The organism is Microbacterium sp. SORGH_AS_0888 (assembly GCF_030818905.1).
Lineage (GTDB): Bacteria > Actinomycetota > Actinomycetes > Actinomycetales > Microbacteriaceae > Microbacterium.
The window spans coordinates 3463293-3486780 of the sequence record NZ_JAUTAZ010000001.1; the positions used below are offsets into that span (position 1 = coordinate 3463293).

The 23488-nt window shown below is 72.3% G+C and carries 21 protein-coding genes; 18 read left to right on the forward strand and 3 right to left on the reverse strand.

Translation table 11 applies throughout. The features are described 5' to 3' along the window. The first annotated feature begins 137 nt into the window (after positions 1 to 137). The 11 genes from QE381_RS17005 (at position 138) to purH (ending at position 11060) form a co-directional block, all read left to right on the forward strand. Positions 138 to 767 carry a hypothetical protein gene (locus tag QE381_RS17005; protein WP_307220076.1) on the forward strand — a complete coding sequence of 210 codons (630 nt, stop codon included), beginning with the start codon at positions 138 to 140 and terminating at the stop codon, positions 765 to 767. Then, positions 767 to 1039: a helix-turn-helix transcriptional regulator gene (locus tag QE381_RS17010; RefSeq protein ID WP_307220078.1), complete on the forward strand. Its 273-nt coding sequence runs from the start codon at positions 767 to 769 to the stop codon at positions 1037 to 1039. The genes QE381_RS17005 and QE381_RS17010 overlap by 1 nt, the downstream gene beginning before the upstream one ends. Further along, the gene (locus QE381_RS17015; protein WP_307220080.1) at positions 1036 to 2481 is read left to right on the forward strand and encodes a glycosyltransferase 87 family protein; all 1446 of its coding nucleotides are present in this window, start codon (positions 1036 to 1038) and stop codon (positions 2479 to 2481) included. The genes QE381_RS17010 and QE381_RS17015 overlap by 4 nt, the downstream gene beginning before the upstream one ends. Positions 2482 to 2635: 154 nt before the next feature. Then, entirely contained in the window at positions 2636 to 3802 is a 1167-nt protein-coding gene (sucC, locus tag QE381_RS17020; RefSeq protein WP_307220082.1) for an ADP-forming succinate--CoA ligase subunit beta, read from the forward strand. A gap of 33 nt (positions 3803 to 3835) precedes the next feature. After that, entirely contained in the window at positions 3836 to 4738 is a 903-nt protein-coding gene (gene sucD / locus QE381_RS17025; protein WP_307220083.1) for a succinate--CoA ligase subunit alpha, read from the forward strand. A gap of 162 nt (positions 4739 to 4900) precedes the next feature. Continuing rightward, the gene (locus QE381_RS17030) at positions 4901 to 5344 is read left to right on the forward strand and encodes a nitroreductase family deazaflavin-dependent oxidoreductase (protein ID WP_307220085.1); all 444 of its coding nucleotides are present in this window, start codon (positions 4901 to 4903) and stop codon (positions 5342 to 5344) included. A 102-nt stretch (positions 5345 to 5446) separates the two neighbouring features. After that, positions 5447 to 6004: a hypothetical protein gene (locus QE381_RS17035; RefSeq protein ID WP_307220087.1), complete on the forward strand. Its 558-nt coding sequence runs from the start codon at positions 5447 to 5449 to the stop codon at positions 6002 to 6004. After that, positions 6001 to 7551 carry a polysaccharide deacetylase family protein gene (locus tag QE381_RS17040; protein ID WP_307220089.1) on the forward strand — a complete coding sequence of 517 codons (1551 nt, stop codon included), beginning with the start codon at positions 6001 to 6003 and terminating at the stop codon, positions 7549 to 7551. The genes QE381_RS17035 and QE381_RS17040 overlap by 4 nt, the downstream gene beginning before the upstream one ends. A gap of 75 nt (positions 7552 to 7626) precedes the next feature. Next, entirely contained in the window at positions 7627 to 8826 is a 1200-nt protein-coding gene (locus QE381_RS17045) for a DUF6350 family protein (protein ID WP_307220091.1), read from the forward strand. Between the two features lie 9 nt (positions 8827 to 8835). Beyond that, complete coding sequence (gene purN / locus QE381_RS17050) at positions 8836 to 9429, forward strand: phosphoribosylglycinamide formyltransferase (RefSeq protein ID WP_307220093.1); 594 nt, start codon at positions 8836 to 8838, stop codon at positions 9427 to 9429. A gap of 26 nt (positions 9430 to 9455) precedes the next feature. Next, on the forward strand, positions 9456 to 11060 hold the full coding sequence (purH, locus tag QE381_RS17055) for a bifunctional phosphoribosylaminoimidazolecarboxamide formyltransferase/IMP cyclohydrolase (protein WP_307220094.1): 1605 nt from the start codon (positions 9456 to 9458) through the stop codon (positions 11058 to 11060). 92 nt (positions 11061 to 11152) lie between these two features. On the opposite strand, the gene QE381_RS17060 is transcribed toward purH, so the two are convergent. Further along, positions 11153 to 12574 (reverse strand): NAD(P)/FAD-dependent oxidoreductase, encoded by a 1422-nt coding sequence (locus tag QE381_RS17060; RefSeq protein WP_307220096.1) that lies wholly within the window; start codon positions 12572 to 12574, stop codon positions 11153 to 11155. Between the two features lie 219 nt (positions 12575 to 12793). On the opposite strand from QE381_RS17060, the gene QE381_RS17065 reads away from it, so the two are divergent. From QE381_RS17065 to QE381_RS17095, 7 genes are all read left to right on the forward strand, one after another. Then, positions 12794 to 14278, forward strand: coding sequence for an Ada metal-binding domain-containing protein (locus QE381_RS17065; RefSeq protein ID WP_307220583.1), 1485 nt, complete (start codon positions 12794 to 12796; stop codon positions 14276 to 14278). After that, positions 14275 to 14772 carry a methylated-DNA--[protein]-cysteine S-methyltransferase gene (locus tag QE381_RS17070; RefSeq protein WP_307220098.1) on the forward strand — a complete coding sequence of 166 codons (498 nt, stop codon included), beginning with the start codon at positions 14275 to 14277 and terminating at the stop codon, positions 14770 to 14772. Before QE381_RS17065 ends, QE381_RS17070 begins: the two co-directional genes overlap by 4 nt. Positions 14773 to 14921: 149 nt before the next feature. Continuing rightward, positions 14922 to 16799 (forward strand): ABC transporter ATP-binding protein, encoded by a 1878-nt coding sequence (locus QE381_RS17075; protein WP_307220101.1) that lies wholly within the window; start codon positions 14922 to 14924, stop codon positions 16797 to 16799. Beyond that, on the forward strand, positions 16799 to 18610 hold the full coding sequence (locus QE381_RS17080; protein WP_307220102.1) for an ABC transporter ATP-binding protein: 1812 nt from the start codon (positions 16799 to 16801) through the stop codon (positions 18608 to 18610). The genes QE381_RS17075 and QE381_RS17080 overlap by 1 nt, the downstream gene beginning before the upstream one ends. A 114-nt stretch (positions 18611 to 18724) precedes the next feature. After that, positions 18725 to 20014, forward strand: coding sequence for an amidohydrolase family protein (locus QE381_RS17085; RefSeq protein WP_307220104.1), 1290 nt, complete (start codon positions 18725 to 18727; stop codon positions 20012 to 20014). Further along, positions 20011 to 20829 carry a creatininase family protein gene (locus QE381_RS17090; RefSeq protein ID WP_307220106.1) on the forward strand — a complete coding sequence of 273 codons (819 nt, stop codon included), beginning with the start codon at positions 20011 to 20013 and terminating at the stop codon, positions 20827 to 20829. Before QE381_RS17085 ends, QE381_RS17090 begins: the two co-directional genes overlap by 4 nt. After that, positions 20826 to 21431: a pyridoxamine 5'-phosphate oxidase family protein gene (locus QE381_RS17095; protein ID WP_307220108.1), complete on the forward strand. Its 606-nt coding sequence runs from the start codon at positions 20826 to 20828 to the stop codon at positions 21429 to 21431. Before QE381_RS17090 ends, QE381_RS17095 begins: the two co-directional genes overlap by 4 nt. A gap of 23 nt (positions 21432 to 21454) precedes the next feature. Here QE381_RS17095 and QE381_RS17100 read toward each other — a convergent pair whose 3' ends face one another. Next, positions 21455 to 22768 (reverse strand): FAD-binding oxidoreductase, encoded by a 1314-nt coding sequence (locus QE381_RS17100; protein ID WP_307220110.1) that lies wholly within the window; start codon positions 22766 to 22768, stop codon positions 21455 to 21457. Between the two features lie 76 nt (positions 22769 to 22844). Next, positions 22845 to 23429, reverse strand: coding sequence for a helix-turn-helix domain-containing protein (locus QE381_RS17105; RefSeq protein WP_307220111.1), 585 nt, complete (start codon positions 23427 to 23429; stop codon positions 22845 to 22847). Between the last annotated feature and the right edge of the window lie 59 nt (positions 23430 to 23488).

A 23488-nucleotide genomic window follows, 5' to 3' on the forward strand; every position in this document is an offset into this window, starting at 1 on the left:
GATCGAAGCCTAGACCCGCGGGGCCGGGAGCGTGCGACGGGCGGGCCCACGTCCCGTCCTGCCGCGGGCGTTCGGGCGCTGTTTGTCGTTCTTCGATAAGCTTGCGTTTATTGTTTCACGATAAATGGAGGTGGAGGATGACGCAGCTCGGACAACGTGCCGTGCGCTGGCGCCGCGGCGGGATGATCGGCGCGCTCGTGCTGATCATGATCCTGACGGGCGCGGCGTTGGCGATCACCGGCGCACAGCTCGCCGAGGCGGTTCACGGACGCGCCCGTGTCGTGATGCCCGCGCTCACGACCATCGAGCCGGGCGGTCTGGGCCCGCGGGTCGAATGGGCGCGGTACACCGGCGTCGAGATGTTCGTGACGGACACCGCCGAGGCCGGCACGGTCTTCGTCCTCGCCGCTGCCCTCGACCTCGCCGCCGTCGCGATCACCGGGGCGGCACTCATCCTCCTGTGCGTCAGCCTCATGCGTGACCGACCCTTCGGCGTCCCGGTCGTCGCCATCTGGTTCATGGCGGGGGCGTCGGTGCTGTCGGTCGGCGTCTTCGGGCCGATGCTGCGAGGCCGCGGCACCGAGCTCGTGGCTCAGTCGCTGCCCGTCGATCACCCGGGAAGCCTCGTCGGGCGGGGCGATGTCGTGCTGTACGCGGCTCAGGAGCTCGCCGTCGTCCCCCTTCTCGTCGGCGGCGGACTGCTGCTCGTCGCTGTCGCGCTCGCCGTCGCCCTGAAGCTCCGGCGCGACGCCGACGGGATCGTCTGATGCCGTCGGTCGGCGTCTCCGACCGGTACGTGCACTGTCGGCTGACCGAGCTGCTCGATCAGCGCGGGATGAGTCTGACCGAGCTGAGCGACCGCGTCGGCGTGACGATCGCCAACCTCTCGATCCTGAAGAACGACCGCGCCAAGGCGATCCGGTTCACGACCCTCGCAGCGATCTGCGACGTGCTCGACTGCGAGGTCGGGGAGCTCTTCGTCATCCTGCCCGGCTCGCCCCCGGCCCCGCGAGCGCGACGAGGCCGGAGGTCTCCGTGACGACGATCGGCTCCGGCGAGCACGGCGCGGGCGCGCGGACGAGGCTCGCGGCGGTGCTCGACCGCCGCGGTGTGTCGGTCGAGCAGTTGAGCAAGCGGTGCGACGTCGCCGCCGCGCCCCTGGAGCGGCTCCGACTCGGAACGGCGGAGGGCATCCGGTTCGACACCGTTGTCGCGCTCACACGGGAGCTCGACTGCGCTGTCGACGACCTGTTCGACCGCTCCGGCGGGGTACCGGTGACGGGTGTTCGCGATCGCCCGCGGACGACGTGCCGCGTGCCCCAGCGGTGGCTGCTGGTTCTCGGCGCGAGCGTCGTGTCGCTCGTCGTCGTCTGGGTGCTGACCGCCGTCGTCAGCAGCGTCAACCCGGTCGACTTCCTCGTCTACCGTTACGGCGCCGCAGCTGCGTCGGCCGGTGAGGACATCTATCGACAGAACCTCGGCGGTCCCATGATGCCGCCCGGCGGATTGCCGTTCACCTATACACCGTTCGCCGCGCTGGTGCTCCTGCCGACCACGCTCCTCGAGCCGACCGTGGCCTATCTGCTGTGGTCATGGATGACGATGGCCGTCCTCACGGGCGTCATCTGGAGCTGCACGCCGGCAGGACCCGCACGAGTCCGCCGTGTCGTCGTCTCTCTCGCGGTGAGCGGAGCGTCGATCGTGGTGGCCAGCCACATCATCTTCGGCCAGATCAACGTCCCCCTCATGGCCCTCTGCCTCGTCGACGTCCTGCGCCGAGAAGGCGGCGGCCGTGCACGGTGGCTGCCCTCCGGTGCGCTCGTGGGCGTGGCGGCGGCGATCAAGCTCACCCCCGCGCTGTTCCTCCTGTACTTCGCGGTGACCCGTCAATGGAGCCGCCTCGCCTGGGGTGCGGGCATCGCCGCGGCATGCACGGCGATCGGCGCCGTCGTGTTCCCCGAGGCGAGCGGGACGTTCTTCCGGGACACGGTCTGGCATCTCAGCGACAGGGTGGACCTCGGCGGCCTGTTCGCGACGTCGGGGAACAACTCGATCCAGGGCGCCTTGGCCTTCGCCGGAGCGCCCTCGGTGCTCGCCGTCCTCGCCGCCGCCGGCGCCGGCGCCGCGGGGCTTGCCGCCGCGGTCGTGGCACATCGACGCGCGGACGAGCTCTCGGCGACGGTCATCGTCGGTCTCACGGCCTGCCTCGTCTCGCCCGTGAGCTGGCTGCACCACTGGGTCTACCTCGTGCCCGCGCTCGTCCTTCTCTCCACCCGGCCCTCGCGGTCCGCGCGTCGGTTCGTCGCGGTGGCCGCCGTCGTCCTGCTGTGCACCGGGCCGAACCTCGGCGACGTCGTGCTCGGCATGCAGCTCGCGCCCCTGCAGCCGATCGGGCTGCTCCTTCGGGAGTCGCTCGTTATCCTCGGCGCGGTGGCCGTCTGCATGCTCGCTCGTCGACCGGCACCGGCCGCGGGAGCGTGAGGGGCATGAGCGCGCAGGACCGTCCTTCTCGCGGCGGAGCGGGGCAGGCGTCCGGCGTGTTTCCCTTGCGGTAGTAGGGTGGGGGATTGGTCGATATCTCGACATCAAGATTTCTCGGCCGTACCCCACCCCACCGTCCACCGAAGGATTGCCCGTGGATCTGTACGAGTACCAGGCACGTGATCTGTTCGAGAAGTACGAGGTGCCGGTGCTCGCCGGCATCGTCGCCGACACCCCCGAGGAGGTGAAGGCAGCGGCCGAGAAGCTCGGCGGCGTCGTGGTCGTGAAGGCTCAGGTCAAGACCGGCGGACGCGGCAAGGCCGGCGGCGTGAAGGTCGCCAAGACTCCCGACGAGGCGTACGAGGCGGCCAAGGCCATCCTCGGCCTCGACATCAAGGGCCACATCGTCAAGCGCGTGATGGTCGCCGCCGGTGCCCAGATCGAGCGCGAGTTCTACTTCTCGGTCCTGCTCGACCGCGCCAACCGCTCCTACCTGTCGCTGTGCTCGGTCGAGGGCGGCATGGAGATCGAGCAGCTCGCGGTGGAGAAGCCCGAGGCGCTCGCGAAGGTCGAGGTCGACCCGCTGACGGGCATCGACGCGGCCAAGGCCCTCGAGATCGCCCGGGCCGGCGGCTTCGACGAGGAGCTCGCCCCGAAGGTCGCCGACGTCTTCGTCAAGCTCTACGACGTCTACAAGGGCGAGGGCGCGACCCTCGTCGAGGTGAACCCGCTCGTGCAGACCGCCTCGGGCGACATCGTCGCGCTCGACGGCAAGGTCAGCCTCGACGACAACGCCACCGAGGTGCGCCACCCCGAGCACGAGGAGCTCGAGGACAAGGACGCGGCCGACCCGCTCGAGGCCAAGGCGAAGGCGAACGGCCTCAACTACGTCAAGCTCGACGGCCAGGTGGGCATCATCGGAAACGGTGCGGGGCTGGTCATGTCGACCCTGGATGTCGTCGCCTACGCGGGCGAGGACCACGGCGGCGTGAAGCCCGCCAACTTCCTCGACATCGGCGGCGGCGCCTCGGCGACGGTCATGGCCGCGGGCCTGGACGTCATCCTCGGCGACCCGCAGGTCAAGAGCGTGTTCGTGAACGTCTTCGGCGGCATCACGAGCTGCGTGGCCGTGGCCGACGGCATCGTGAAGGCGCTCGAGATCCTCGGCGACACCGCGACCAAGCCCCTCGTCGTCCGCCTGGACGGCAACCAGGTCGAAGAGGGTCGCGCGATCCTCGCCGCGGCCAACCACCCGCTCGTGACCCTCGCCGCCGGCATGGACGAGGGCGCCGACAAGGCCGCCGAGCTGGCGAACGCCTGAGTCGCGGCATCCGGATCTCAAGGAACTAGGACAATGTCGATCTATCTCAACAAGGACTCCAAGGTCATCGTCCAGGGCATCACCGGCGGCGAGGGCACGAAGCACACGGCCCTCATGCTGAAGGCCGGCACCCAGGTCGTCGGAGGCGTCAACGCGCGCAAGGCGGGCACGACCGTCTCGCACACGGATGCCGCCGGAAACCCGGTCGAGCTGCCCGTGTTCGCGTCTGTCGCGGAGGCGATCGAGGCCACCGGCGCCGACGTGTCGATCGCGTTCGTGCCGCCGGCGTTCACGAAGGACGCGATGGTCGAGGCCATCGACAGCGAGATCCCGCTGCTCGTGGTGATCACCGAGGGCGTGCCCGTCGGCGACACCGCCGAGGCGTGGGCGTACGCCAAGAGCAAGGGCAACAAGACCCGGATCATCGGCCCGAACTGCCCCGGGATCATCACGCCCGGCGAGTCGCTCGTGGGCATCACCCCCGCCAACATCACCGGCAAGGGCCCGATCGGACTCGTGTCGAAGTCGGGCACGCTGACGTACCAGATGATGTTCGAGCTGCGTGACCTCGGCTTCTCGACCGCCATCGGCATCGGCGGCGACCCCATCATCGGCACGACGCACATCGACGCGCTCGCCGCCTTCGAGGCCGACCCGGAGACCAAGGCGATCGTCATGATCGGCGAGATCGGCGGCGACGCCGAGGAGCGCGCCGCGGACTTCATCAAGGCGAACGTCACCAAGCCCGTTGTCGGGTACGTCGCGGGCTTCACGGCGCCCGAGGGCAAGACCATGGGTCACGCGGGTGCGATCGTGTCCGGCTCCGCCGGCACGGCACAGGCCAAGAAGGAGGCCCTCGAGGCCGCCGGCGTCAAGGTCGGCAAGACGCCGTCCGAGACGGCTGCCCTGATGCGCGAGATCATCGCCGCGCTCTGACGCAGGCAGCGAGGAGGGGTGGGCGCCGACGGCGCCCACCCCTCCTCGCTGCGCGCTGTGCGCACAACTCAGGCAGATCCGGGCTTCCGGAGCCGCGCGCGTCGCCGAGACGCGATTCTGCCTGAGTTATGCGCACGAAGCGCGGGGAGTACCGTAGATGCCATGCCATTGACCGGGGAGTACAAGCCGTCCACCGCCGAGTGGGCCCGCACCCAGGCCGAGACCTACGAGGCCACGAACGGCGCAGAGGGCGGCGAGCTGCGCGGCGTGCCGATCATCGTGCTCACGACCGTCGGTGCCAAGACCGGAGCCCTGCGCAAGACGGCGCTGATGCGGGTCGAGCACGATGGCCGGTACGCGGTCATCGCATCCAAGGGCGGATTGCCGGAGGAGCCGGTCTGGGCCGGGAACATGCGCCGCCACCCGCACGTCGAGCTGCAGGACAAGGCCGTCAAACGCGACTACCTCGCCCGTGAGGTCTCGGGCGAGGAGCGCGAGCTGTGGTGGGAGCGCGCCGTTGCGGTGTGGCCCGACTACGCCGACTACCAGACCAAGACGGATCGGGTCATCGCGGTGTTCGTGCTGGAGCCCTTCGCCGACCGATGACGGCCTCGCGCGGCCTCCGGTCGCCGGCCGTTCCGTGGTGCCGCGCAGTTCCCTTGTAGACTCGCAACGGGGTCGGGAGGTCCGGCCGCTCGAGGCGGGGATGTGTCACAGGTGGTGTCGGGGCGGGGCGGTGTGCTGCGCTCACGCCGGGGTCGGCTCGCGATCCTGATCGTCCTCGTCGTCGTCTTCGCCCTCGCGTGCGCGGTGCTGGCCAGGCTGGTGCTCCCGCCGCTGCTGGCGAACCTCAGTGCGCGCGTCGAGACCACCGATACGACGGTCGAGATCGGCGGAGCGAGCCTGACCGTGCCGGCGGAATGGTCCGTGCGTCGCTCGTTCGTCGATCCCGACTCGCTCCTGGTCACGAGCCCCGACGGAAACCTCGACGTGACGTTCTCGCCGAGCCCGCGATCGCCCCGCGCCGCCTTCTCCGACGCCGCGCCCTCGGTGGGCGATCCCATCGAGGAGCCGCTCGGCTCGGGACTCACCTCGGTGCACGCCCAGACCGCCCCGGAGACGGTCACGGCCGCGGTCGGTGAGCCCGACGGCGCCGTGATCGTCGTCGCGACGGCGGAGGGCGATCTCCCGCGCTACACGTGCGTGCTCGCGCACCTGATCGAGAGCGTCCGCGTCCGCACCGATTCGACGGCGGTCGCACGATGAGGCGGCGGCTGACCGCGGCGGCCGTCGTCGCCGTCGTCGCGCTGCTGGCCGGCTGCGCCCCCGCCGTCGACCGTTCGTGGACGCCGTCGACGTGGCCCGAGGCATCCGTCAGCATCGTGGAGACACCCGGAACGCTCGATCCGGCCGATGTCGGCGGACTGTCGGGACAGCGCATCCGCAACGACGCGGTCGGCGTCCAGGCCCGCTGGACGCGGCTGCCCGGCGACGCGCCGATCAACGCCCGTCTCTCGCAGCTCGTGCGTGACGCGATCACCGCCCGCTCCGCGGCGGCGCGGGTTGCGTACGGTCCCGCCGTGTTCCCGCAGGGAACGGGGATGGGCGACCGTTCGTGCCAGCGGGGGAGCACGCTGCGGCCCGCCACCCAGGTGCTCGCCGATCCCGCCTTCGGTCCCGCCGGCGGCGTGGGGACGGCCGTCGTCTGCGACGTGGTCGTGGCCGCGGGCACCTTCTTCGGCGAGCGCATCCGCGTCGTCACCGGGTCGTCGCGGGCGGTGACGTCCGACGTCGCGACGACGCTGTTCACGAACACCGCCACGGGAGAGGTCGTCACCGGTGATGCGCTGTGGACGGACGCCGCACCGCTCGTCCTGTGGGACGACCTCGTAGAGGCGATCCGTCGGGATCACGGCTCGCTGAGCCTGGCGACGGTGCAGCCTCCCGGCGACGCGACGATCTCCGCGGTCCGCGCCGCGCTCGCGCAGGCCGAGGTGATCCCCGGGAGATCGCTCGCGGTCACCCTTCCGCCCGGTTTCACCGCTCCCGAGCTCACCGCGCTCGGCGTGCCGCCGACGGCGGAGCCGACCACGATGGCGGTGCCCGCCGACACGGCTGCCGCGATCACGACGCCGTTCGGCGCCGCGTTGGCGGCCGCCGCAGCCGTGCCCTTCAAGCCGCCCGCTCCGGCGTTCGCGGGGTTCACGAGCGTGGACTGCACGCTCGTGCCGTGCGTCGCCATGACCTACGACGACGGACCGAGCGAGTACACGGCCGGCATCCTGGACACGGTCGCCGCGCACCACGCCTCGGTCACGTTCTTCTCGATGGGGCAGAAGGCGGCCCCCTACGCGGCGGTCGCGAAACGGGCGCTCGCCGAGGGCAACCTCGTCGAGAACCACACCTGGGACCATCCGCACCTCACCACGCTCTCGGCTGCGCAGGTCGCCCGGCAGATCCGCGACACGACGGCCGCCTACCTGTCCGCCACCGGGCAGGCGCCGACCGTGTTCCGCCCGCCCTATGGGCAGTACAACGCTGCCGTGCTCGCCGCCGCCGGGATGCCCGCGATCCTGTGGGACGTCGACGGCTTCGACTGGCAGGGCCCGGCGGACGACGTCCTCGTGAGCCGGGTCGTCGATCAGCCGCAGCCGGGATCGATCGTCCTGCAGCACGACATCCAGCCGGTCACCGCCCGCACGGTCGACCGGGTCTACACCGCGCTCGCGGACCGCGGCTTCACGCTCGTGAACATCAGGCAGCTCTTCGGCGGCAGGCTTCCGAGCTCGGGCGTGTGGAAGTCGGGCCGCTGAGCGAGCCTGTGCAGAGGACGGGTCCGCCGCGCGGCGCCTGGACACGGCGCGGTGCCTGACTAAGGTCGAGGAGGCATGCAACGCGTCCTCGTCCTCCTCCTCTCCGCGCTCGACGCGTTCGTCGCGGTGCTCGTCGGCATCGCCGCCGCCTTCGCGCCGCTGATGGTGCTGTGGTTCGTCGTCTTCGGCGCGGGCGACGCATCGGCGCTCTGGCAGACCACGGTCGCCGTGTGGCAGCTGGGTCACGGGGTGCCGTTGCACATCACGCTCCCGGACGCCTACCTCGCCGCGAATGCCATCGACCCCTCGCTCGCGCGGTTCGTGCTCTCGCTCGCCCCGCTCGGCTTCGCCGCGGCATCCCTGCTCTTCGGGGCCCGTTCGGGTGCGCGTGCGGCCCGTGCCGGCGCGTGGATCACGGGCGTGCTCTCCGGTGCCGTCGTGTTCGCGGCGTTCGCCGCCGTGGCGGCGGTCACCGCGCGCAGCGGGCTCGCCGCGGTCTACCTGTGGCAGGCCGTCGCGTTCCCGGCCGCGTTCTACGCCGCCGGGCTCGTGCTGGGAGCCGTGCCGACCGCGTGGCGCGAGGGCGACGACGGAGTGCTGGATGCGTTCCGCCGCCGGCTCGGCAGGGTCTCCGACGCGTGGCTCTCGGTTCCCGGTCTCGCCGTGCGCGGCGCCGCCATCGCTGTCACGGGCGTCGTGGGCGCGGGCGCGCTGGTCACGGCGGTCGCGCTGATCCTGCGCGGCGGCACCATCGTGGCGCTCTCGCAGTCGGCCAACCTGGACCTGTGGGGCGTCATCGCGATGGGACTCGCGCAGGTGCTCTACCTGCCGACGCTGATCGTCTGGGCCGTGTCCTTCCTCTCCGGCCCCGGTTTCGCCGTCGGCGTCGGCACCTCGGTCACGCCCGCGGGCACACAGCTCGGCGTCGTGCCGGGCGTGCCGCTGCTCGGCGTGCTCCCCGACTCCACCTCGCCGTGGCTGCTGGTCCTCGCGCTGCTCCCGATCGCGGCGGGCGCCCTCGCGGGCTGGGCGGTGCGCTCGCGCCTGCAGCGCGACGCCGAGCCCGCCGGGCCCCGCGCCGTCATCGCCGTGGCGATCGCGGCGCTGTCCGCCGCGGTCGCCGCGCTCCTGTGCCTCGTCGCCTCGGGCTCGCTCGGACCCGACCGGCTCTCCCAGGTCGGGCCGGAGCCGGGACCCGTCGCCCTCGCGATCGGGCTCGAGGTGCTCGTCGGGGCCGGCATCCTGCTGCTCTCGCCGCGGGCGCGTCACGACTAGACTGACCGGGTGTTCACGGTGGCCGTCCTCATCTCCGGCGCCGGCTCCAACCTTCGTGCCCTTCTCGAGGCGGCACGGCACCCCGACTTTCCCGCACGCGTGATCGTCGTGGGCGCGGATCGCGAAGCGGCAGGCCTCGCGCACGCGGAGGAGTTCGGCATGCCGAGCTTCGTCGTCCCGTGGCGCGGCGCCGCCGAGCGGGAGGCCTGGGGCGACGAGCTCAACGAGCAGCTCGCCGCCTGGTCGCCGGACCTCGTCGTGCTGAGCGGCCTCATGCGGCTCGTGCCGCCCGCCGTCGTCTCCGCCTGGGCGCCGCGGCTCATCAACACGCATCCGGCCCACCTGCCCGAGTTCCCCGGCGCCCACGCCGTGCGCGACGCGCTCGCCGCGGGTGCCACGACCACCGGCGCGAGCGTCATCGTCGTCGACGACGGCGTCGACTCGGGGCCGATCCTCGCCCAGGAGCGCGTGGCGGTGCTGCCGGGCGACGACGAGACCACGCTCCATGAGCGCATCAAGCCGGTCGAGCGGCGGCTGCTGATCGACGTCGTTCGGCGGTTCGCGACCGGGGAGCTCGACCCGGCGGCGATCGCCGCATCCTGACCCACCCACCACCCGAGGAGGTCCCCATGGCCGGGCCCAGCCACGATCCGTCCCTCTACCGCCCGCGCGACGTCGTTCCGATCCGGCGCGCCCTCGTCTCGGTCAGCGACAAGACCGACCTGCTGCGTCTCGCGGAAGCGCTCGCCGGCGCCGGCGTCGAGATCGTCTCGACCGGGTCGACCGCGCAGACCATCCGCGACGCCGGGCACCCGGTGACGGATGTCGCCTCCGTCACCGGCTTCCCGGAGTCGCTCGACGGTCGCGTCAAGACCCTGCACCCCGGCGTCCACGCCGGTCTCCTCGCGGACCTGCGCCTCGAGGACCACGAGCGTCAGCTGAGCGAGCTCGAGATCGCGCCGTTCGAGCTCGTCGTCGTGAACCTCTACCCCTTCGTCGAGACCGTCGCCTCCGGGGCCGAAGGCGACGTCGTCGTCGAGCAGATCGACATCGGCGGTCCCGCGATGGTGCGCGCCTCCGCCAAGAACTACGCCAACGTCGCGATCGTCGTCTCACCGGAGAGCTACCCCGCGATCATCGAGGCTCTCGGGGCGGGCGGCACCTCGCTCACGCAGCGCAAGGAGCTCGCGGCGCGCGCCTTCGCGCACACGGCCTCGTACGACCGCGCGGTCGCGACCTGGTTCGCCGAGGGGACCCTCGTCGAGGAGGACCTCCCGGGGCACCTCACGATCAACGCCGAGCGCCTGGCGACCCTGCGGTACGGCGAGAACGCCCACCAGCGCGCCGCGATCTACACCCGCGCCGGCGGCCACGGCATCGCGCAGGCGACGCAGCTGCAGGGCAAGGAGATGTCGTACAACAACTACGTCGACGCGGATGCGGCGCTGCGCGCGGCGTTCGATCTCGTCAAGCCGGCCGTGGCGATCATCAAGCACGCCAACCCCTGCGGCATCGCGATCGGCGCGCCGAACGCGCTCGACCCGATCGCCAGCGCCCACCTGCGCGCGCACGAGTGCGACCCGGTCTCGGCGTTCGGCGGCGTCATCGCGGCCAACCGCACCGTCACGATGAAGATGGCCGAGAACATGCGCGACATCTTCACCGAGGTCATCGTCGCCCCCGACTTCGAGCCCGCCGCGCTCGAGGTCTTCCGGGAGAAGAAGAACCTGCGCGTGCTGCAGCTGCCGGTCGACTGGACGCAGGAGCCGATGGACGTGCGCCTGGTCTCGGGCGGTCTGCTGCTGCAGGACGCCGACCGGTTCCCGGCCGAGATCGAGTCGCTCGTCGACTCGTGGGAGCTCATGTCGGGCGAACGCCCGGACGATGAGGAGCTCGAGAACCTCTCGTTCGCCTGGAAGACGTGCCGCGCGGTCAAGTCGAACGCGATCGTGCTCGCGAAGAACTCCGCCACGGTCGGCGTCGGCATGGGTCAGGTGAACCGCGTGGACTCCTGCCGCCTGGCGGTCGAGCGGGCGGGCGATCGCGCCGCCGGGTCCGTCGCGGCATCCGATGCCTTCTTCCCGTTCGCGGACGGCCCGCAGGTGCTGATCGACGCCGGGATCTCGGCGATCATCCAGCCCGGAGGATCCGTGCGCGACGACGAGGTGATCGCCGCGGCCCGCGAGGCCGGGGTGACCATGTACTTCACCGGGGAGCGGCACTTCTACCACTGAGCCGCACCGTCGTCGGCTGCCGCGGCATCCCGGGGCCGTGGGGGACGCCCGGAGGCGAGCGGGCGGCATGAGCGCCGCGCGGCGGACCGGCGTCAGGACGCGGTGGCCCGCCCGAGCGCTTCGAGCCACCGCAGCCACACCTCGCTGACGGTCGGGTACGACGGCACGGCGTGCCACAGCCGGGCGATCGGCACCTCGCCGACGACCGCGATCGTGGCCCCGTGCAGCAGCTCCGCGACATCCGGGCCCACGAAGGTCGCGCCGACGAGCACCCCGCGGTCCTCGTCGACGACGGCCCGGGCGAGTCCGGTGTAATGGTCGGCGTGCGTCGCGGCGCCCGCGACGGATCCGAGGTCGTAGTCCACGACACGGATGCGGTGACCCGCCGCCCGCGCGGCCTCGGCCGTGAGCCCCACTGAGGCGACCTCGGGATCGGTGAAGGTGACCTGCGGCACGGCGGCGTGGTCGGCGGTGGCGACGTGGGCGCCCCAGGGCGCGTCGTCGACCGGTGCCCCGGCCGCGCGCGCGGCGATCACGTCTCCGGCCGCGCGCGCCTGGTACTTGCCCTGGTGGGTGAGCAGCGCGCGATGGTTCACGTCGCCGGCCGCGTAGAGCCAGTCCGTGCCGCGCACGAGCAGGGTGTCGTCGACATCCAGCCAGGAGCCGGGCTCGAGTCCGACGCTCTCCAGGCCCAGGTCCTCCGTGCGCGGGGTGCGTCCGGTCGCGGCGAGCACCTGCTCGGCCTCGATCGTGCGGCCGTCGGCGAGCTCCAGCGTCGAGACCGTGCCGCTGCGGCTCGCCCGCGAGACCGCGGCGCCGAGGATCACCTCGACCCCGCGCTCGCGCAGCGCCGTCGCGACCCGCTCGCCGGCGAACGGCTCCATCCCGGCCAGCAGCGCGCCGCGGGCGATGAGGGTGACGCGCGACCCGAGGTCGGCGAATGCGGTGGCCATCTCGCAGGCCACGACCCCGCCGCCCACGATCGCGAGCCGCGCGGGGATCTCCTGCACGCCCGTGGCGTCGCGGCTCGTCCACGGCTCGATGTCGGCGAGCTCCTCCGGCACGAAGGCGCCGGTCCCGGTGCAGACCGCGACCGCGCGGCGGGCGAGAAGGACCGAGGTCGAGCCGTCGTCCGCCGTGACCTCGACCCGGCGCTCGCCCGCGAGCCGCGCGTGTCCGCGCACGAGGTCGATGCCCGCCTGCTGGAGCCAGGCGACCTGCGATGAGTCGTCCCAGTCGTGGGTGAAGCCGTCGCGGCGGCGGAGCACGGCGGGCGCATCGACCTCGCCGGTCACGGCCTCGCGCGCGCCCTCGACGTCCCGTGCGGCGCGCAGCGCCGACCCCGCACGCAACAGGGCCTTCGAGGGCATGCACGCCCAGTAGGAGCACTCGCCCCCGACCAGCTCGCTCTCCACGATCACCGCCGACAGGCCGCCCTGCACGGCGCGGTCGGCGACGTTCTCGCCCACGGGGCCGGCGCCGATGACGATGAGGTCGTACTCGCGTTCGCTCATGCCGCCACGGTACTCGGGGCCGGTGGGGTTCCGCGGGGGCTTGCGCCCCCGCATCCGCCCCCTGTTCGCGGCGTTTTCGTGCAACCCGCCGCCACATTCGCGTCGCGGGTGCATGAAAACGTCGCGATCGTGGGGCGGCGCCGGGCGGACAGTCGTGGCCGAAAACCGCGAGCCGAGTCGGTCGGCGCGTGTCAGGCTGGGGGAGTGCCACAACCCGCGATGACCTTCGACGAGCGCTACCGTGCGATCGACGCACGCGACGCGCGGTTCGACGGCCAGTTCGTCACCGCCGTGCGCACGACCGGCATCTACTGTCGCCCTTCGTGCCCTGCGCGCACGCCCAAGCCGGGCAACGTCACCTTCTACGCCACGAGCGCCGCCGCTCACGAGGCCGGCTATCGCGCCTGCAAGCGCTGCCTGCCCGAGGCGGCGCCGGGCTCGCCCGAGTGGGACCTGCGGGGGGATGTCGCGGGCCGCGCCATGCGACTGATCGCCGACGGCGTGGTCGAGCGGGAAGGCGTCTCGGGACTCGCCCGGCGGCTCGGATACTCGGTGCGTCACCTCTCGCGGCTGCTCACCCTCGAACTCGGCGCCGGGCCGCTCGCGCTCGCCCGCGCACACCGCGCGCAGACCGCGCGACTGCTGCTGACGGGCACGGAGCTCCCGGTCGCCGACGTCGCCTTCTCCGCGGGCTTCGCCAGCATCCGCCAGTTCAACGACACGGTGCGCGAGGTGTTCGGCATGCCGCCCACCGCGCTCCGGGCCCGTGCGCACCCCGCCGCGCCCGCCGCGTCGGGCGGACTCGACCTGCTGCTCGCCCACCGTGCGCCGATCGACCTGGACGGCCTGTTCGCCTGGTTCGCGGCACGCGCCGTATCGGGCGTCGAGGTCGCCACGGCGGACTCGTTCGCCCGGACGCTCGCGCTCGCCGGCGGGCCGGCCTGGTTCCGCGTGGGACGGGACGGCGGCGAGCTGCGTCTGCGCGCCCGGCTGACGCGGCTGAGCGACCTGCCCCAGCTGCTCGCGCGGGTGCGGCGGCTGTTCGACCTCGACGCCGACCCGCTCGCGGTCGATCGGGCGCTGACGGCGGCGGCGCCGGAGCTCGCATCGCTCGTCGCGGCGTGTCCGGGCATCCGGGTTCCGGGCACGGCCGATCCGCACGAGATGCTGATCCGCGCCATGATCGGCCAGCAGATCACCGTGCGCCAGGCGACGTCGGCGCTGAGCGCGCTGGCGGCGGCCCTCGGCGATCCGCTCGAAGCCCATGAGGGGACCGACCGTCTGTTCCCGACCATGGCCGCGATCGCGGAGCACGGTGCGGAGACGCTGCGCGTACCGGCCGCCCGCATCCGTGCCGTCAGGGGCGCCGCGGCGGCGCTCGCCGACGGCGCCCTCGAGCTCGGTCCCGGCGATGACCCCGTCGCCCAGCGTGCAGCCCTGCTCGCGATGCCCGGGATCGGACCGTGGACGGCGGACTACGTGCGGATGCGGGTGACGGGCGATCCCGACGTCTTCCTGCCCGGCGACGTCGCCGCGCGTGCCGGCGCCGTGCGCGCGGGCCTGCCCGCCGACCCACGCGCGCTCAGCGCCCGGCTCGAGCGCGTCGCCCCCTGGCGCAGCTACGCCACCGCCCACCTCTGGCGCGCCGCGGCCGCTTCGGCTCGCCCCGCACGTCCCTCGACCCCCTCACAAGGAGCACCATGACCGCCCTGTTCCAGACCCTCGAGACCCCCGACGGGGCATTCACGATCGTCGCCGACGATCGGCAGCGTGTGCTCGCATCCGGCTGGACGGCGGATGTCGAGGCGGTGCGCGACCGCATCCACCCGATGCTGCGTCCGGCCCAGGTGAGAGAAGGGCAGGCGGATGCCGCGGACGCCGTCGTCGCGTTCTACGCCGGGGACGTCGCCGCGATCGACGCGGTCGAGGTGAGCCAGACGGGCACCGAGCTGCAGCGGATCGGCTGGGCGGCGCTGCGGGCCATCGCCCCCGGGCGGCCGCTGACCTACTCCGAGTTCGCCGCGGCGCTGGGCCGGCCGTCGGCGGTGAGGGCGGCCGCATCCATCTGCGCCCGGAACGCTCCCGCGCTGTTCGTGCCCTGCCACCGCGTGCTCCGCAGCGACGGCTCGATGGGCGGGTTCGCGTGGGGCGAGCCGGTCAAGCGCGCTCTCCTCGCCCGCGAGCTGACCGCGAGCTGACCGCGAGACCAGTCCGGCCCGCCGAGACCGGCGGGTAACCCACCGGTCTCGGCGGGCGAGACTGGTCTCGCGGGTAGGGGCGAGGGGGAGGGAGCGGGGAGTTGTGCGGCGGGGGAGGCGGAGCATAGGCTCGAAGGCTCGCCTCGATCATGACTGCACACTCCGCCCCGCCCTCCACGCTGCGCGCCCTCGCGCGGCTGCTGCCGTTCGCCCGCCCGGTGCTGCCGCGGCTGATCCTCGGCGCCGCGAGCGCGCTCGGGGCGAGCCTCGTCGCGCTGAGCATCCCCCTGATGCTCGAGGCCGTCGTCTCCGGGCCCATCGGATCGGGCGACATCGGCCAGATCGCCGTGGGAGCCGTGCTCGTGCTGCTTCTCGGCTTCGCCGAGGCGGGACTCGTCTGGCTCCGCCGCTGGTTCGTCCTCGCCCCGTCCACGAGCGTGGAGTACGCTCTGCGCACGGGCTTCTCGGAGCGCCTGACACGTCTGCCCGTCTCGTTCCACGACCGGTGGCAGTCGGGGCAGCTGCTCAGCCGCATGATGCAGGACATCAGCCTCATCCGTCGCTGGCTCGCGTTCGGGGTGATCCTGCTCGTCGTCAACCTGCTGACCATCGTCGTCGGCACGGCCGTGCTCTTCACCTGGCACTGGATGCTGGGGCTCGTCTTCCTGATCTGCTCGGCGCCCCTCTGGTACGTCGGATACCGCTTCGAGAAGCGATACGGGCTGCTCACCCGGCGCAGCCAGGATCAGGCCGGCGACCTCGCGACGGCGGTCGAGGAGAGCGTGCACGGCATCCGCGTGCTGAAGGCGTTCGGACGCGGTCCGCACGCGCTCCGCGCGTTCCGGACGCAGGCGCTGCAGCTGCGCGACACCGAGATCGAGAAGGCGCGCGCGGTCGGCGGCATCTGGTTCTGGCTCGTGCTGCTGCCCGAGATCGCGTTCGCGCTGTGCTTGGCGGTCGGCATCGTGCTCGTCCAGCTCGGACAGCTGGACGTCGCACAGCTGTTCGCCTTCTTCGCGATGGGCGCGGTGCTGCGGTGGCCCGTGGAGTCGATCGGCTTCCTCTTCTCGTTCCTCCTCGACGCCCGCACCGCGACCGACCGGGTCATGGAGGTCTTCGACGCCGAGAACACGATCGTCGACCCGCCGGAGCCGGCGACGATCCCGGAACCGCGCGGCGAGCTCGTGTTCGAGGGGGCGCGGTTCCGTTACCCCGATGCCCCCGCCGACAGCCGCGACCTGCTCGACGGCATCGACCTCGTGCTGCGGCCCGGCGAGACGATGGCGCTCGTGGGGCTCACGGGCTCCGGCAAGACCACCCTCACGACGCTGCCGACCCGCCTCTACGACGTGACGGGCGGCCGGGTGCTCCTCGACGGCGTCGACGTGCGCGACCTGCGGCTGTCGGAGCTCCGGCGCCACATCGGGATGGCGTTCGAGGATGCGACGCTCTTCTCCGCGTCGGTGCGACGCAACGTGCTGCTCGGCCGCGACGACCTCGACGAGCACGGCTCGGCCGCGGAGGCGTTGCTGCGCGAAGCGCTCGCCGTCGCGCAGGCCGACTTCGTCGACGCGCTTCCCGAGGGGGTCGAGACGATCATCGGCGAGGAGGGCCTGAGTCTCTCGGGCGGACAGCGACAGCGGCTGGCGCTCGCGCGCGCCGTGGCCGCACGGCCGGCCGTCCTCGTGCTCGACGACCCCCTTTCGGCGCTGGACGTCGACACAGAGGCGCGCGTGGAGGAGGGGCTGCGCCGCGTGCTCGAGGGCACGACGGCCCTGATCATCGCGCATCGCCCCTCGACCGTGGCGCTCGCCGACCGGGTCGCGCTGCTGGAGGGCGGTCGGATCACGGCCGTCGGCACGCACTCCGAGCTGCTGCGCGACAGCGCCCACTACCGCCACGTGATCTCGAGCCTCGAGGCGGATCACGCCGAGCACTTCGTGCCCACCGGGCCCATCGACATCCCCCCGCTGCCCAGCGATGACCGCCGGTTCCCCCGGGGCGCACGCGAACGGGAGGACTCGTGATGAGCGACGTCACCGGGACCCGCGGCGAGGACCGCTCCGACTACACCCGCGAGGAGAGCCGTGCGATCCGGCGGCGCTCGCTGCGCCTGCTCGGCTCGCTCGTGAGCCCGCTGCGGGCACGGCTGGTGCTCGCCGCGGTCGTGCTGGTCGTGTCCACCGCGATGCAGGTCGCGGGTCCGGCGCTGATCGCGTTCGGGATCGACAACGCGCTGCCCGCGGTCGTCGACCGGCTCGACTGGATGCCGACGGTCGGCGTCGTCGCCCTGTACCTGGCCACGGGGATCCTCGGGGCGGCGCTCATCGGCTGGTACGCGGTCGTGGCCGCCCGGATCACGCAGGCGGTCATGCTCGATCTGCGGGTGCGGATCTTCCGGCACACGCAGCGGCTCAGCCTCGAGTTCCACGAGTCCTACACCTCGGGGCGCATCATCTCTCGACAGACGAGCGACCTCGACACCATCCGCGAGCTGCTCGACGGCGGTCTCAACGAGCTCGTCTCGGGTGTCCTCTACGGCGGCTTCACCCTGATCGCACTGCTGCTGCTGGATGTGCAGAGCGGGGCGGTGCTCGTGATCGCCGGCATCCCGCTGGCCTTGCTCATGCGCTGGTTCTACCGCCGTTCCCAGGCGGTGTACCGCCGCTCGCGCGTCGTGAGCGCGAAGGTCATCGTGCAGTTCGTGGAGACCATGACCGGCATCCGCGCGGTGAAGGCGTTCCGTACGGAGCCCCGCGGCGATGCGGAGTTCGCGGAGCTGTCGGGGGAGTACCGCGACGTCAACAAGGCGTCGCTGCGGCTCTTCGGCGCGTTCGAGCCGGGGCTCATGGCGATCTCGTCGGTCACCCTCGCGGTCGTCGTGCTCTGGGGCGGGATCCGCGTCGTCGACGGCGGGGTCGAGATCGGCGTGCTCCTGGCGGCCGTGCTGTACGTGCGCAACTTCTTCTCGCCGCTGCAGGAGGTCGCGATGTTCCTCAACTCGTACCAGTCCGCCGCGGCAGCGCTCGAGAAGGTGTCGGGCGTGCTGGAGGAGGAGCCGGGGGTCCCCGAGCCCGCTCGGGCGACGCCGCTCGCCGCCGCTCAGGGCCATCTGCGCTTCGACCACGTCGAGTTCGGGTACGCGAACGGACGCGTCATCCTGCCCGGCTTCGATCTCGACATCCCCGCCGGGCAGACGGTCGCGCTGGTGGGAACGACCGGTGCGGGGAAGTCGACGCTCGCCAAGCTGGTCTCGCGTTTCTACGACCCCACCGCCGGTGCCGTGACCCTGGACGGGGTCGACCTGCGCGAGCTGTCGGAGGACGACCTGCGGCGCGCGATCGTCATGGTCACGCAGGAGGCGTACCTGTTCAGCGGAACCGTCGCCGACAACATCGCGCTCGGCAAGCCCGGCGCCTCGCCTGCGGAGATCCGCCGCGCGGCGCAGGCGGTGGGCGCGGACGCGTTCATCCGGGAGCTGCCGGAGGGCTATGACACGGATGTGAACAAGCGCGGCGGCCGCGTCTCGGCGGGGCAGCGACAGCTGATCTCCTTCGCCCGAGCCTTCCTCGCAGACCCCGCGGTGCTGATCCTCGACGAGGCGACGGCGTCGCTCGACATCCCCAGCGAGCGTCTCATCCAGGAGGCGCTGCAGACCCTGCTCGCCCATCGGACGGCGATCATCATCGCGCATCGTCTCTCGACCGTCGCGATCGCGGATCGCGTGCTGGTGATGGAGCGGGGCCGGGTCGTCGAGGACGACACGCCCGAGGCGCTCATCGCCGGAACGGGCCGCTTCGCGCAGCTGCACGCGGCGTGGCGGAACTCCCTCGTCTAGTTCCCTCCGTGCGGCCCCGGAGCCCGCTCGCGTTGGCGGGCATGGCGGTGACAGTATGCGTGTCAAGATCGATGGTGTATGTAATTTATGCTTACATTCTGAAGCCGTGCGCGCATGTCCCGGCGAGAGGAGCTGCACGTGGCCGCGATCGACGACCTCGTCCCGGGAGACCGACTCGGGACCGTGACCGGCGCGCGCATCGTCGACCTGAGCACGGGGGCCGTCGATGCGCGAACGCTCGTCCTCACGGAGGAGGGGCTGATCGCCCCCGCGACCCCCGGCCCCGCCGCGGACGGGGCTCCGCCGGTCGACGCGACGGGCTGGCTGGCGCTGCCGACCCTCGTCGACGCGCACGCGCACCTCGACAAGGCCTACACGCGCCCCGGCGGTGCCCATGCCGGGGTCGACCTCGACGGGGCCGTGGACTCGTGGCGGCTGATCGCCCACACCGTCTCGCGCGAGACGATCGAGCGCAGCGCGCGTCGCGGGCTCCAGGCCGCGCTCGCCTCGGGCGTCACCGCCGTGCGCACCCATGTGAACTACCACGCCGGCGACGATCCGCTGCGCGGCATCCGCGCTCTCGTCGCGCTGCGAGAGGAGTACCGGCCGTTGCTGGATGTGCAGGTCGTGGCGATGCAGTCCCACGACCGCCCCGCCGCGTTGATCCGCGAGGCCGCCTCGCTCGGCCCGGACCTGCTGGGCGCCTGTCCGCATCTCACGCCCGACCCCGAGGCGGAGACCGATCGCGTGATCGGCATCGCGGACGAGTTCGGCCTCGGCGTCGACCTGCACACGGATGAGACGCTGGACCCCGACTCGCTCGACCTCGCGCTGCTCGCCGCGCGCACCCGAGGATGGGATGTGGCGCGCCCCCGCACGGCGAGCCACTGCGTCAGCCTGGCGGTGCAGCCGATCTCGGTGCTCGCCCCGCTGCTGCGAGAGGTCGCCGCGGCCGGCGTGGGCATCGTCGTGAACCCGCTGACGAACCTGCTGCTGCAGGGGCAGAGCTCACCGCCGCCGATGCCGCGCGCGGTGCCGCCGGTTCGCGACCTGCTCGACGCGGGCGTCATGGTCGGGCTGGGCGGTGACAACGTCCAGGACCCGTTCAACCCGCTCGGGCGCGGAGACATGTGGGACCTGGTGGCTCTGCTGGTGGCCACGGCGCACCTCGCGCCGCATGAGGCGTACCGGGTCGGCAGTGCCGGTGGCCGCGCGGTGATGGGACTTCCCCCTGCGGGGCTGGGGGCGGGCGAGCCCGCCGACCTCGTGCTCGTGCGTGCGGAGTCGCTCGGGCAGGCGCTCGCCGAGCGCGCCCCCGAGCGGGCGGTGGTGCGCGGCGGGCGTCTGGTCGCGCGTCAGCGCAGCAGCCGCAACGTCCTGCAGCCCGAGGCGGTCGGCGCATGACCCTGCTGCGATGGGAGCACCACTCCGGTCCCCGACTGGTCGAGGTGCTCACCGAGGACACGGTCCTCGTCTGTGCCGTGGGGGCGATCGAGCACCACGGCGCGCACCTTCCCCTGGACACCGACACCGCGATCGCCGAGGCGGTGGCGGAGGGCGCGGCCTCGCGGGCCCACGAGGCCGGCGTGCGCGTCCTGCTGCTGCCGTCGCTGCGCTACGCGAAGTCGGACGAGCACCGCTGGGCGCCGGGCACGCTGTGGCTGTCGGCCCAGACGCTGATGGCGACGATCCGCGAGCTGGGCCATGCGATCGCGACCACCTCGGCGCGCCGCATCCTGTTCGTGAACGGCCACGGCGGCAACGTCCCGATCGTTCAGCTCATGCTGCGGGAGCTGCGGATCGACGATGGGCTCCTCGCCTTCTCCACCACGGCGTTCGCGCCCCGCCTCGTGTCCGCGCCCCACGGAGAGGATGCCGGGGAGCGGGGCCTGGCCCTCCACGCCGGGGCGGCGGAGACCTCGCTCATGCTGTTCCTGCGGCCGGAGTCGGTCGACATGGCCTCGGCCGAGGGGACCGTCCCCACGCACCTGGAGAGCTACCGCACCATAGGGTTGCCGCCCAAGCCGGTGTCGTTCGGGTGGTCCTCGGACGATCTCGCCGCCAACGGGGTCATCGGCGATCCCTCGGCGGCGACCGCGGAGTACGGGCGTGCGATCTTCGAGGCGACCGTCGCGCAGGTCGCCGAGGCGATCGGCGAGGTCGCACGTTTCCGATTCGACGACACGACAGCGTCCGCGACCCGAGGAGGGCGCCCATGACCGAACCGTCGGCACTCCTGCCCGATCCCGCATCTCCGCCGGCCGACCCCGCCACCGTGCTGGCCGCGTGGATCCCCCAGCCGGACGCCCCCGGAGTGGTGATGACGCTGAGCACGACCGCGGCGGACGGCGGGCCGGCGAGCCGTGTGCTCGTGCTGTCCTCCTACGATCGGGTGAACCTGCGCTTCCACACCGACGAACGCAGCGCGAAGACGACGGAGATCGACCGGATGCCGCGGGTCGCCGCCTCGTTCGCCTGGCTGGACCGGGGTCGTCACCTGGTGGCGCGCGGCGACGCCGTGCGCGAGGATGAGGCCGCCGCGGCCGCCGCCTTCGCTCGTCGCAGTCCGGAGCTGCGCACGCTCGCGTGGCTGAACGACGACGCGTTCGCCGCCCTGTCGATGGCCCGGCGCCGCGAGCGCTGGCAGGAGACGATCCACAGCGCCGTCCCGGAGGTCGCGCCGCCGAGCTGGATCGGCTACGTGCTCGAGCCCCTCGAGCTGACGTTCTGGCAGGCGACGCAGGGAGCCGGCAGCGTGCGGGTGCGGTACCGCCGCGCCACGACGGACGCGCCCTGGACCAGCGCCGTCCTCCCCGGCTGAGCTCCGGCGAGGCCCGACCGCGGTCAGGCGGTCGCGGCCGCGATGAGCTTTCCGGGGTTGAGCACCCCGTGGGGGTCGTTCCGGTCCGCGGCGCTGCGCAGCGCGAGCGAGGGCGACTCGAGGATCCAGCTGTGGCAGTCGTGGGCGCCGATGCCCACCGCGGCCAGTCGCTCGATGGCGGCCGTGACGTCGCCGGGATCGCGATAGGGGAGCAGCAGCATGCCGAAGTTCACCGAGTGGCCGAGCTCGAGGTGCAGGTGCGCCTCGTCGAACAGCGACCGCACCGACTCCGGGTCGTCCAGAAGGACGTCGCCGAACACCTCGAGGTGGAAGTAGTCGCCGGTGTGAGCGCGCAGGAACCACCAGGCGGGGTGGTTGTACGCGATCACCGACATCCGCATCGTCTCGGCGTAGCCGCTGCGCACCTCGTCCACGCGTCCGCCCGCCGCCTCGATGATCTCGACGGCGGCCTCGAGCGTGTCGTCGGCCACGATCGTGCGCAGGCTCACCCGGTCGGGTGCCAGCGCGTCGTCGGCGGGAAGCGTCCCGACCAGCTCCGGGTCGTCGGCGGAGACGAGCTTGGGCGCGGGAGTGAGCGCGCCGAGTGCGCGGAAGACCGAGGACGCCTCGCCCAGCGTCGGGAAGCTCGCGAACACGGGACGCCACTCGAGCGCCGGTCGCAGTCGCACGGTGGCGCGAACGATCACGCCGGCGACCCCGAAGCTGTGCAGGTAGGCCTGCGCCTGTTCGCCGGTGACGTGAACGATGCGGGCGTCCGCGTGGGCGTGGACGACATCCAGCGCCAGGACGAATCCTTGGCGGGTGTTGCCGAACTCGATCGTGCCGGCGCCGCCGGAGCCGCCGGCGAGGAACCCGCCGAGCGAGCTCTGCACCGTGGAGGGCATGAGGCACAGCTCCTGGCCGGACTCGCGCGCGACCAGATCGATGGCGCGCATGCGGGCGCCCGCCTCCGCCGTGATCGAGCCGTCCTGCGCTGTCGAGACGGCGGTGAGGCCGCTCGTGTCCAGCACGATCCCGCCGTGCAGCGGGATGCCCTGGCCGTAGTTGCCGGTGCCGCGTCCTCGCACGGTGAGCGGGATGTCGTGGCGCACGGCCGCGGACACGATCACGGGGACGTCGTCGATCGCGCGGGGCGTGATGACGACATCGGCGAGGCCGGCGGGAAGCAGCTCGGAGAGGATCGGCGACATGGTCGCGCCGTCGAGCGAGGCGCGCTCGCGCTGACGGCGGTCCACCGAGATGAGGCGAGGATCCAGACGTGCGCTCAGCTCGTCGATGAGGGACACCAGCCGGTGCGAGGTGTCGGTCGTTTCCACGGTGCTCTCCTGGGGATCAAAAAGTTTACAAATACTTACATTACCGAACGCGGACGACCGCGCTACGTCCGCGGCCTCAGGCCGGGTACTGGATCATGAGCACGGTCGCGGCGCGCGCGCCGACCGACCGGTACCGGTGCAGCATCGATCCCGGGCACAGCACGCTCTGGCCCTGCTGCAGCAGCTGCACGCTCCCGCCCGAGTCCGGCGCGACGCGCATCTCGAACTCGATACTGCCCTGGACGACGTAGATGAACTCGGGACGCTCATGGCTGAAGAACTCGCCGCTCTCGAACGGGAGCCCGACGAACTCGGTCACGTCCACCTGCGAGTCCGAATGCATCAGCAGCCGTGCGTGCGCCTCCGTCTGGGGCTGGATCACGCTGAGCGGAGACTCCGGGGCGTTGGCGGAATCGGGCCCCGCTGCGAGCGCGAGCAGCTCCTGCTGCGTCGTGTTCAGCGTGCGGGCGACCGCGAACAGCGACCGCATGCTCGCCCGGGTGCGGCCCCGCTCGAGCTGGCTGAGGAAGGAGTGCGACAGTCCCGTGCTCTTGGCCACCTCGACCAGGCGCAGACCGAGCTCCTGCCGTCGCCCCCGGATGACGGCGCCGAGCGAACGGGCGAACGCGTCGGCTTCCTGGGTCGTCCCACGGTCGGTCATCTCGGTCCACCCTTCCCGCCGCGACGTGGCAGCGTTCTGACAGTACCGCTTACATGTAG

What these genes read in the sequence shown, in the direction of transcription:
- QE381_RS17005 (WP_307220076.1), top strand. Translation starts at nt 138, where the DNA reads ATGACGCAGCTCGGACAACGTGCCGTGCGCTGGCGCCGCGGCGGGATG.
- QE381_RS17010 (WP_307220078.1), top strand. Translation starts at nt 767, where the DNA reads ATGCCGTCGGTCGGCGTCTCCGACCGGTACGTGCACTGTCGGCTGACC.
- sucD (WP_307220083.1), top strand. Translation starts at nt 3,836, where the DNA reads ATGTCGATCTATCTCAACAAGGACTCCAAGGTCATCGTCCAGGGCATC.
- QE381_RS17030 (WP_307220085.1), top strand. Translation starts at nt 4,901, where the DNA reads ATGCCATTGACCGGGGAGTACAAGCCGTCCACCGCCGAGTGGGCCCGC.
- QE381_RS17040 (WP_307220089.1), top strand. Translation starts at nt 6,001, where the DNA reads ATGAGGCGGCGGCTGACCGCGGCGGCCGTCGTCGCCGTCGTCGCGCTG.
- QE381_RS17045 (WP_307220091.1), top strand. Translation starts at nt 7,627, where the DNA reads ATGCAACGCGTCCTCGTCCTCCTCCTCTCCGCGCTCGACGCGTTCGTC.
- purH (WP_307220094.1), top strand. Translation starts at nt 9,456, where the DNA reads ATGGCCGGGCCCAGCCACGATCCGTCCCTCTACCGCCCGCGCGACGTC.
- QE381_RS17060 (WP_307220096.1), bottom strand. Translation starts at nt 12,574, where the DNA reads ATGAGCGAACGCGAGTACGACCTCATCGTCATCGGCGCCGGCCCCGTG.
- QE381_RS17065 (WP_307220583.1), top strand. Translation starts at nt 12,794, where the DNA reads ATGACCTTCGACGAGCGCTACCGTGCGATCGACGCACGCGACGCGCGG.
- QE381_RS17070 (WP_307220098.1), top strand. Translation starts at nt 14,275, where the DNA reads ATGACCGCCCTGTTCCAGACCCTCGAGACCCCCGACGGGGCATTCACG.
- QE381_RS17075 (WP_307220101.1), top strand. Translation starts at nt 14,922, where the DNA reads ATGACTGCACACTCCGCCCCGCCCTCCACGCTGCGCGCCCTCGCGCGG.
- QE381_RS17080 (WP_307220102.1), top strand. Translation starts at nt 16,799, where the DNA reads ATGAGCGACGTCACCGGGACCCGCGGCGAGGACCGCTCCGACTACACC.
- QE381_RS17085 (WP_307220104.1), top strand. Translation starts at nt 18,725, where the DNA reads ATGTCCCGGCGAGAGGAGCTGCACGTGGCCGCGATCGACGACCTCGTC.
- QE381_RS17090 (WP_307220106.1), top strand. Translation starts at nt 20,011, where the DNA reads ATGACCCTGCTGCGATGGGAGCACCACTCCGGTCCCCGACTGGTCGAG.
- QE381_RS17095 (WP_307220108.1), top strand. Translation starts at nt 20,826, where the DNA reads ATGACCGAACCGTCGGCACTCCTGCCCGATCCCGCATCTCCGCCGGCC.
- QE381_RS17105 (WP_307220111.1), bottom strand. Translation starts at nt 23,429, where the DNA reads ATGACCGACCGTGGGACGACCCAGGAAGCCGACGCGTTCGCCCGTTCG.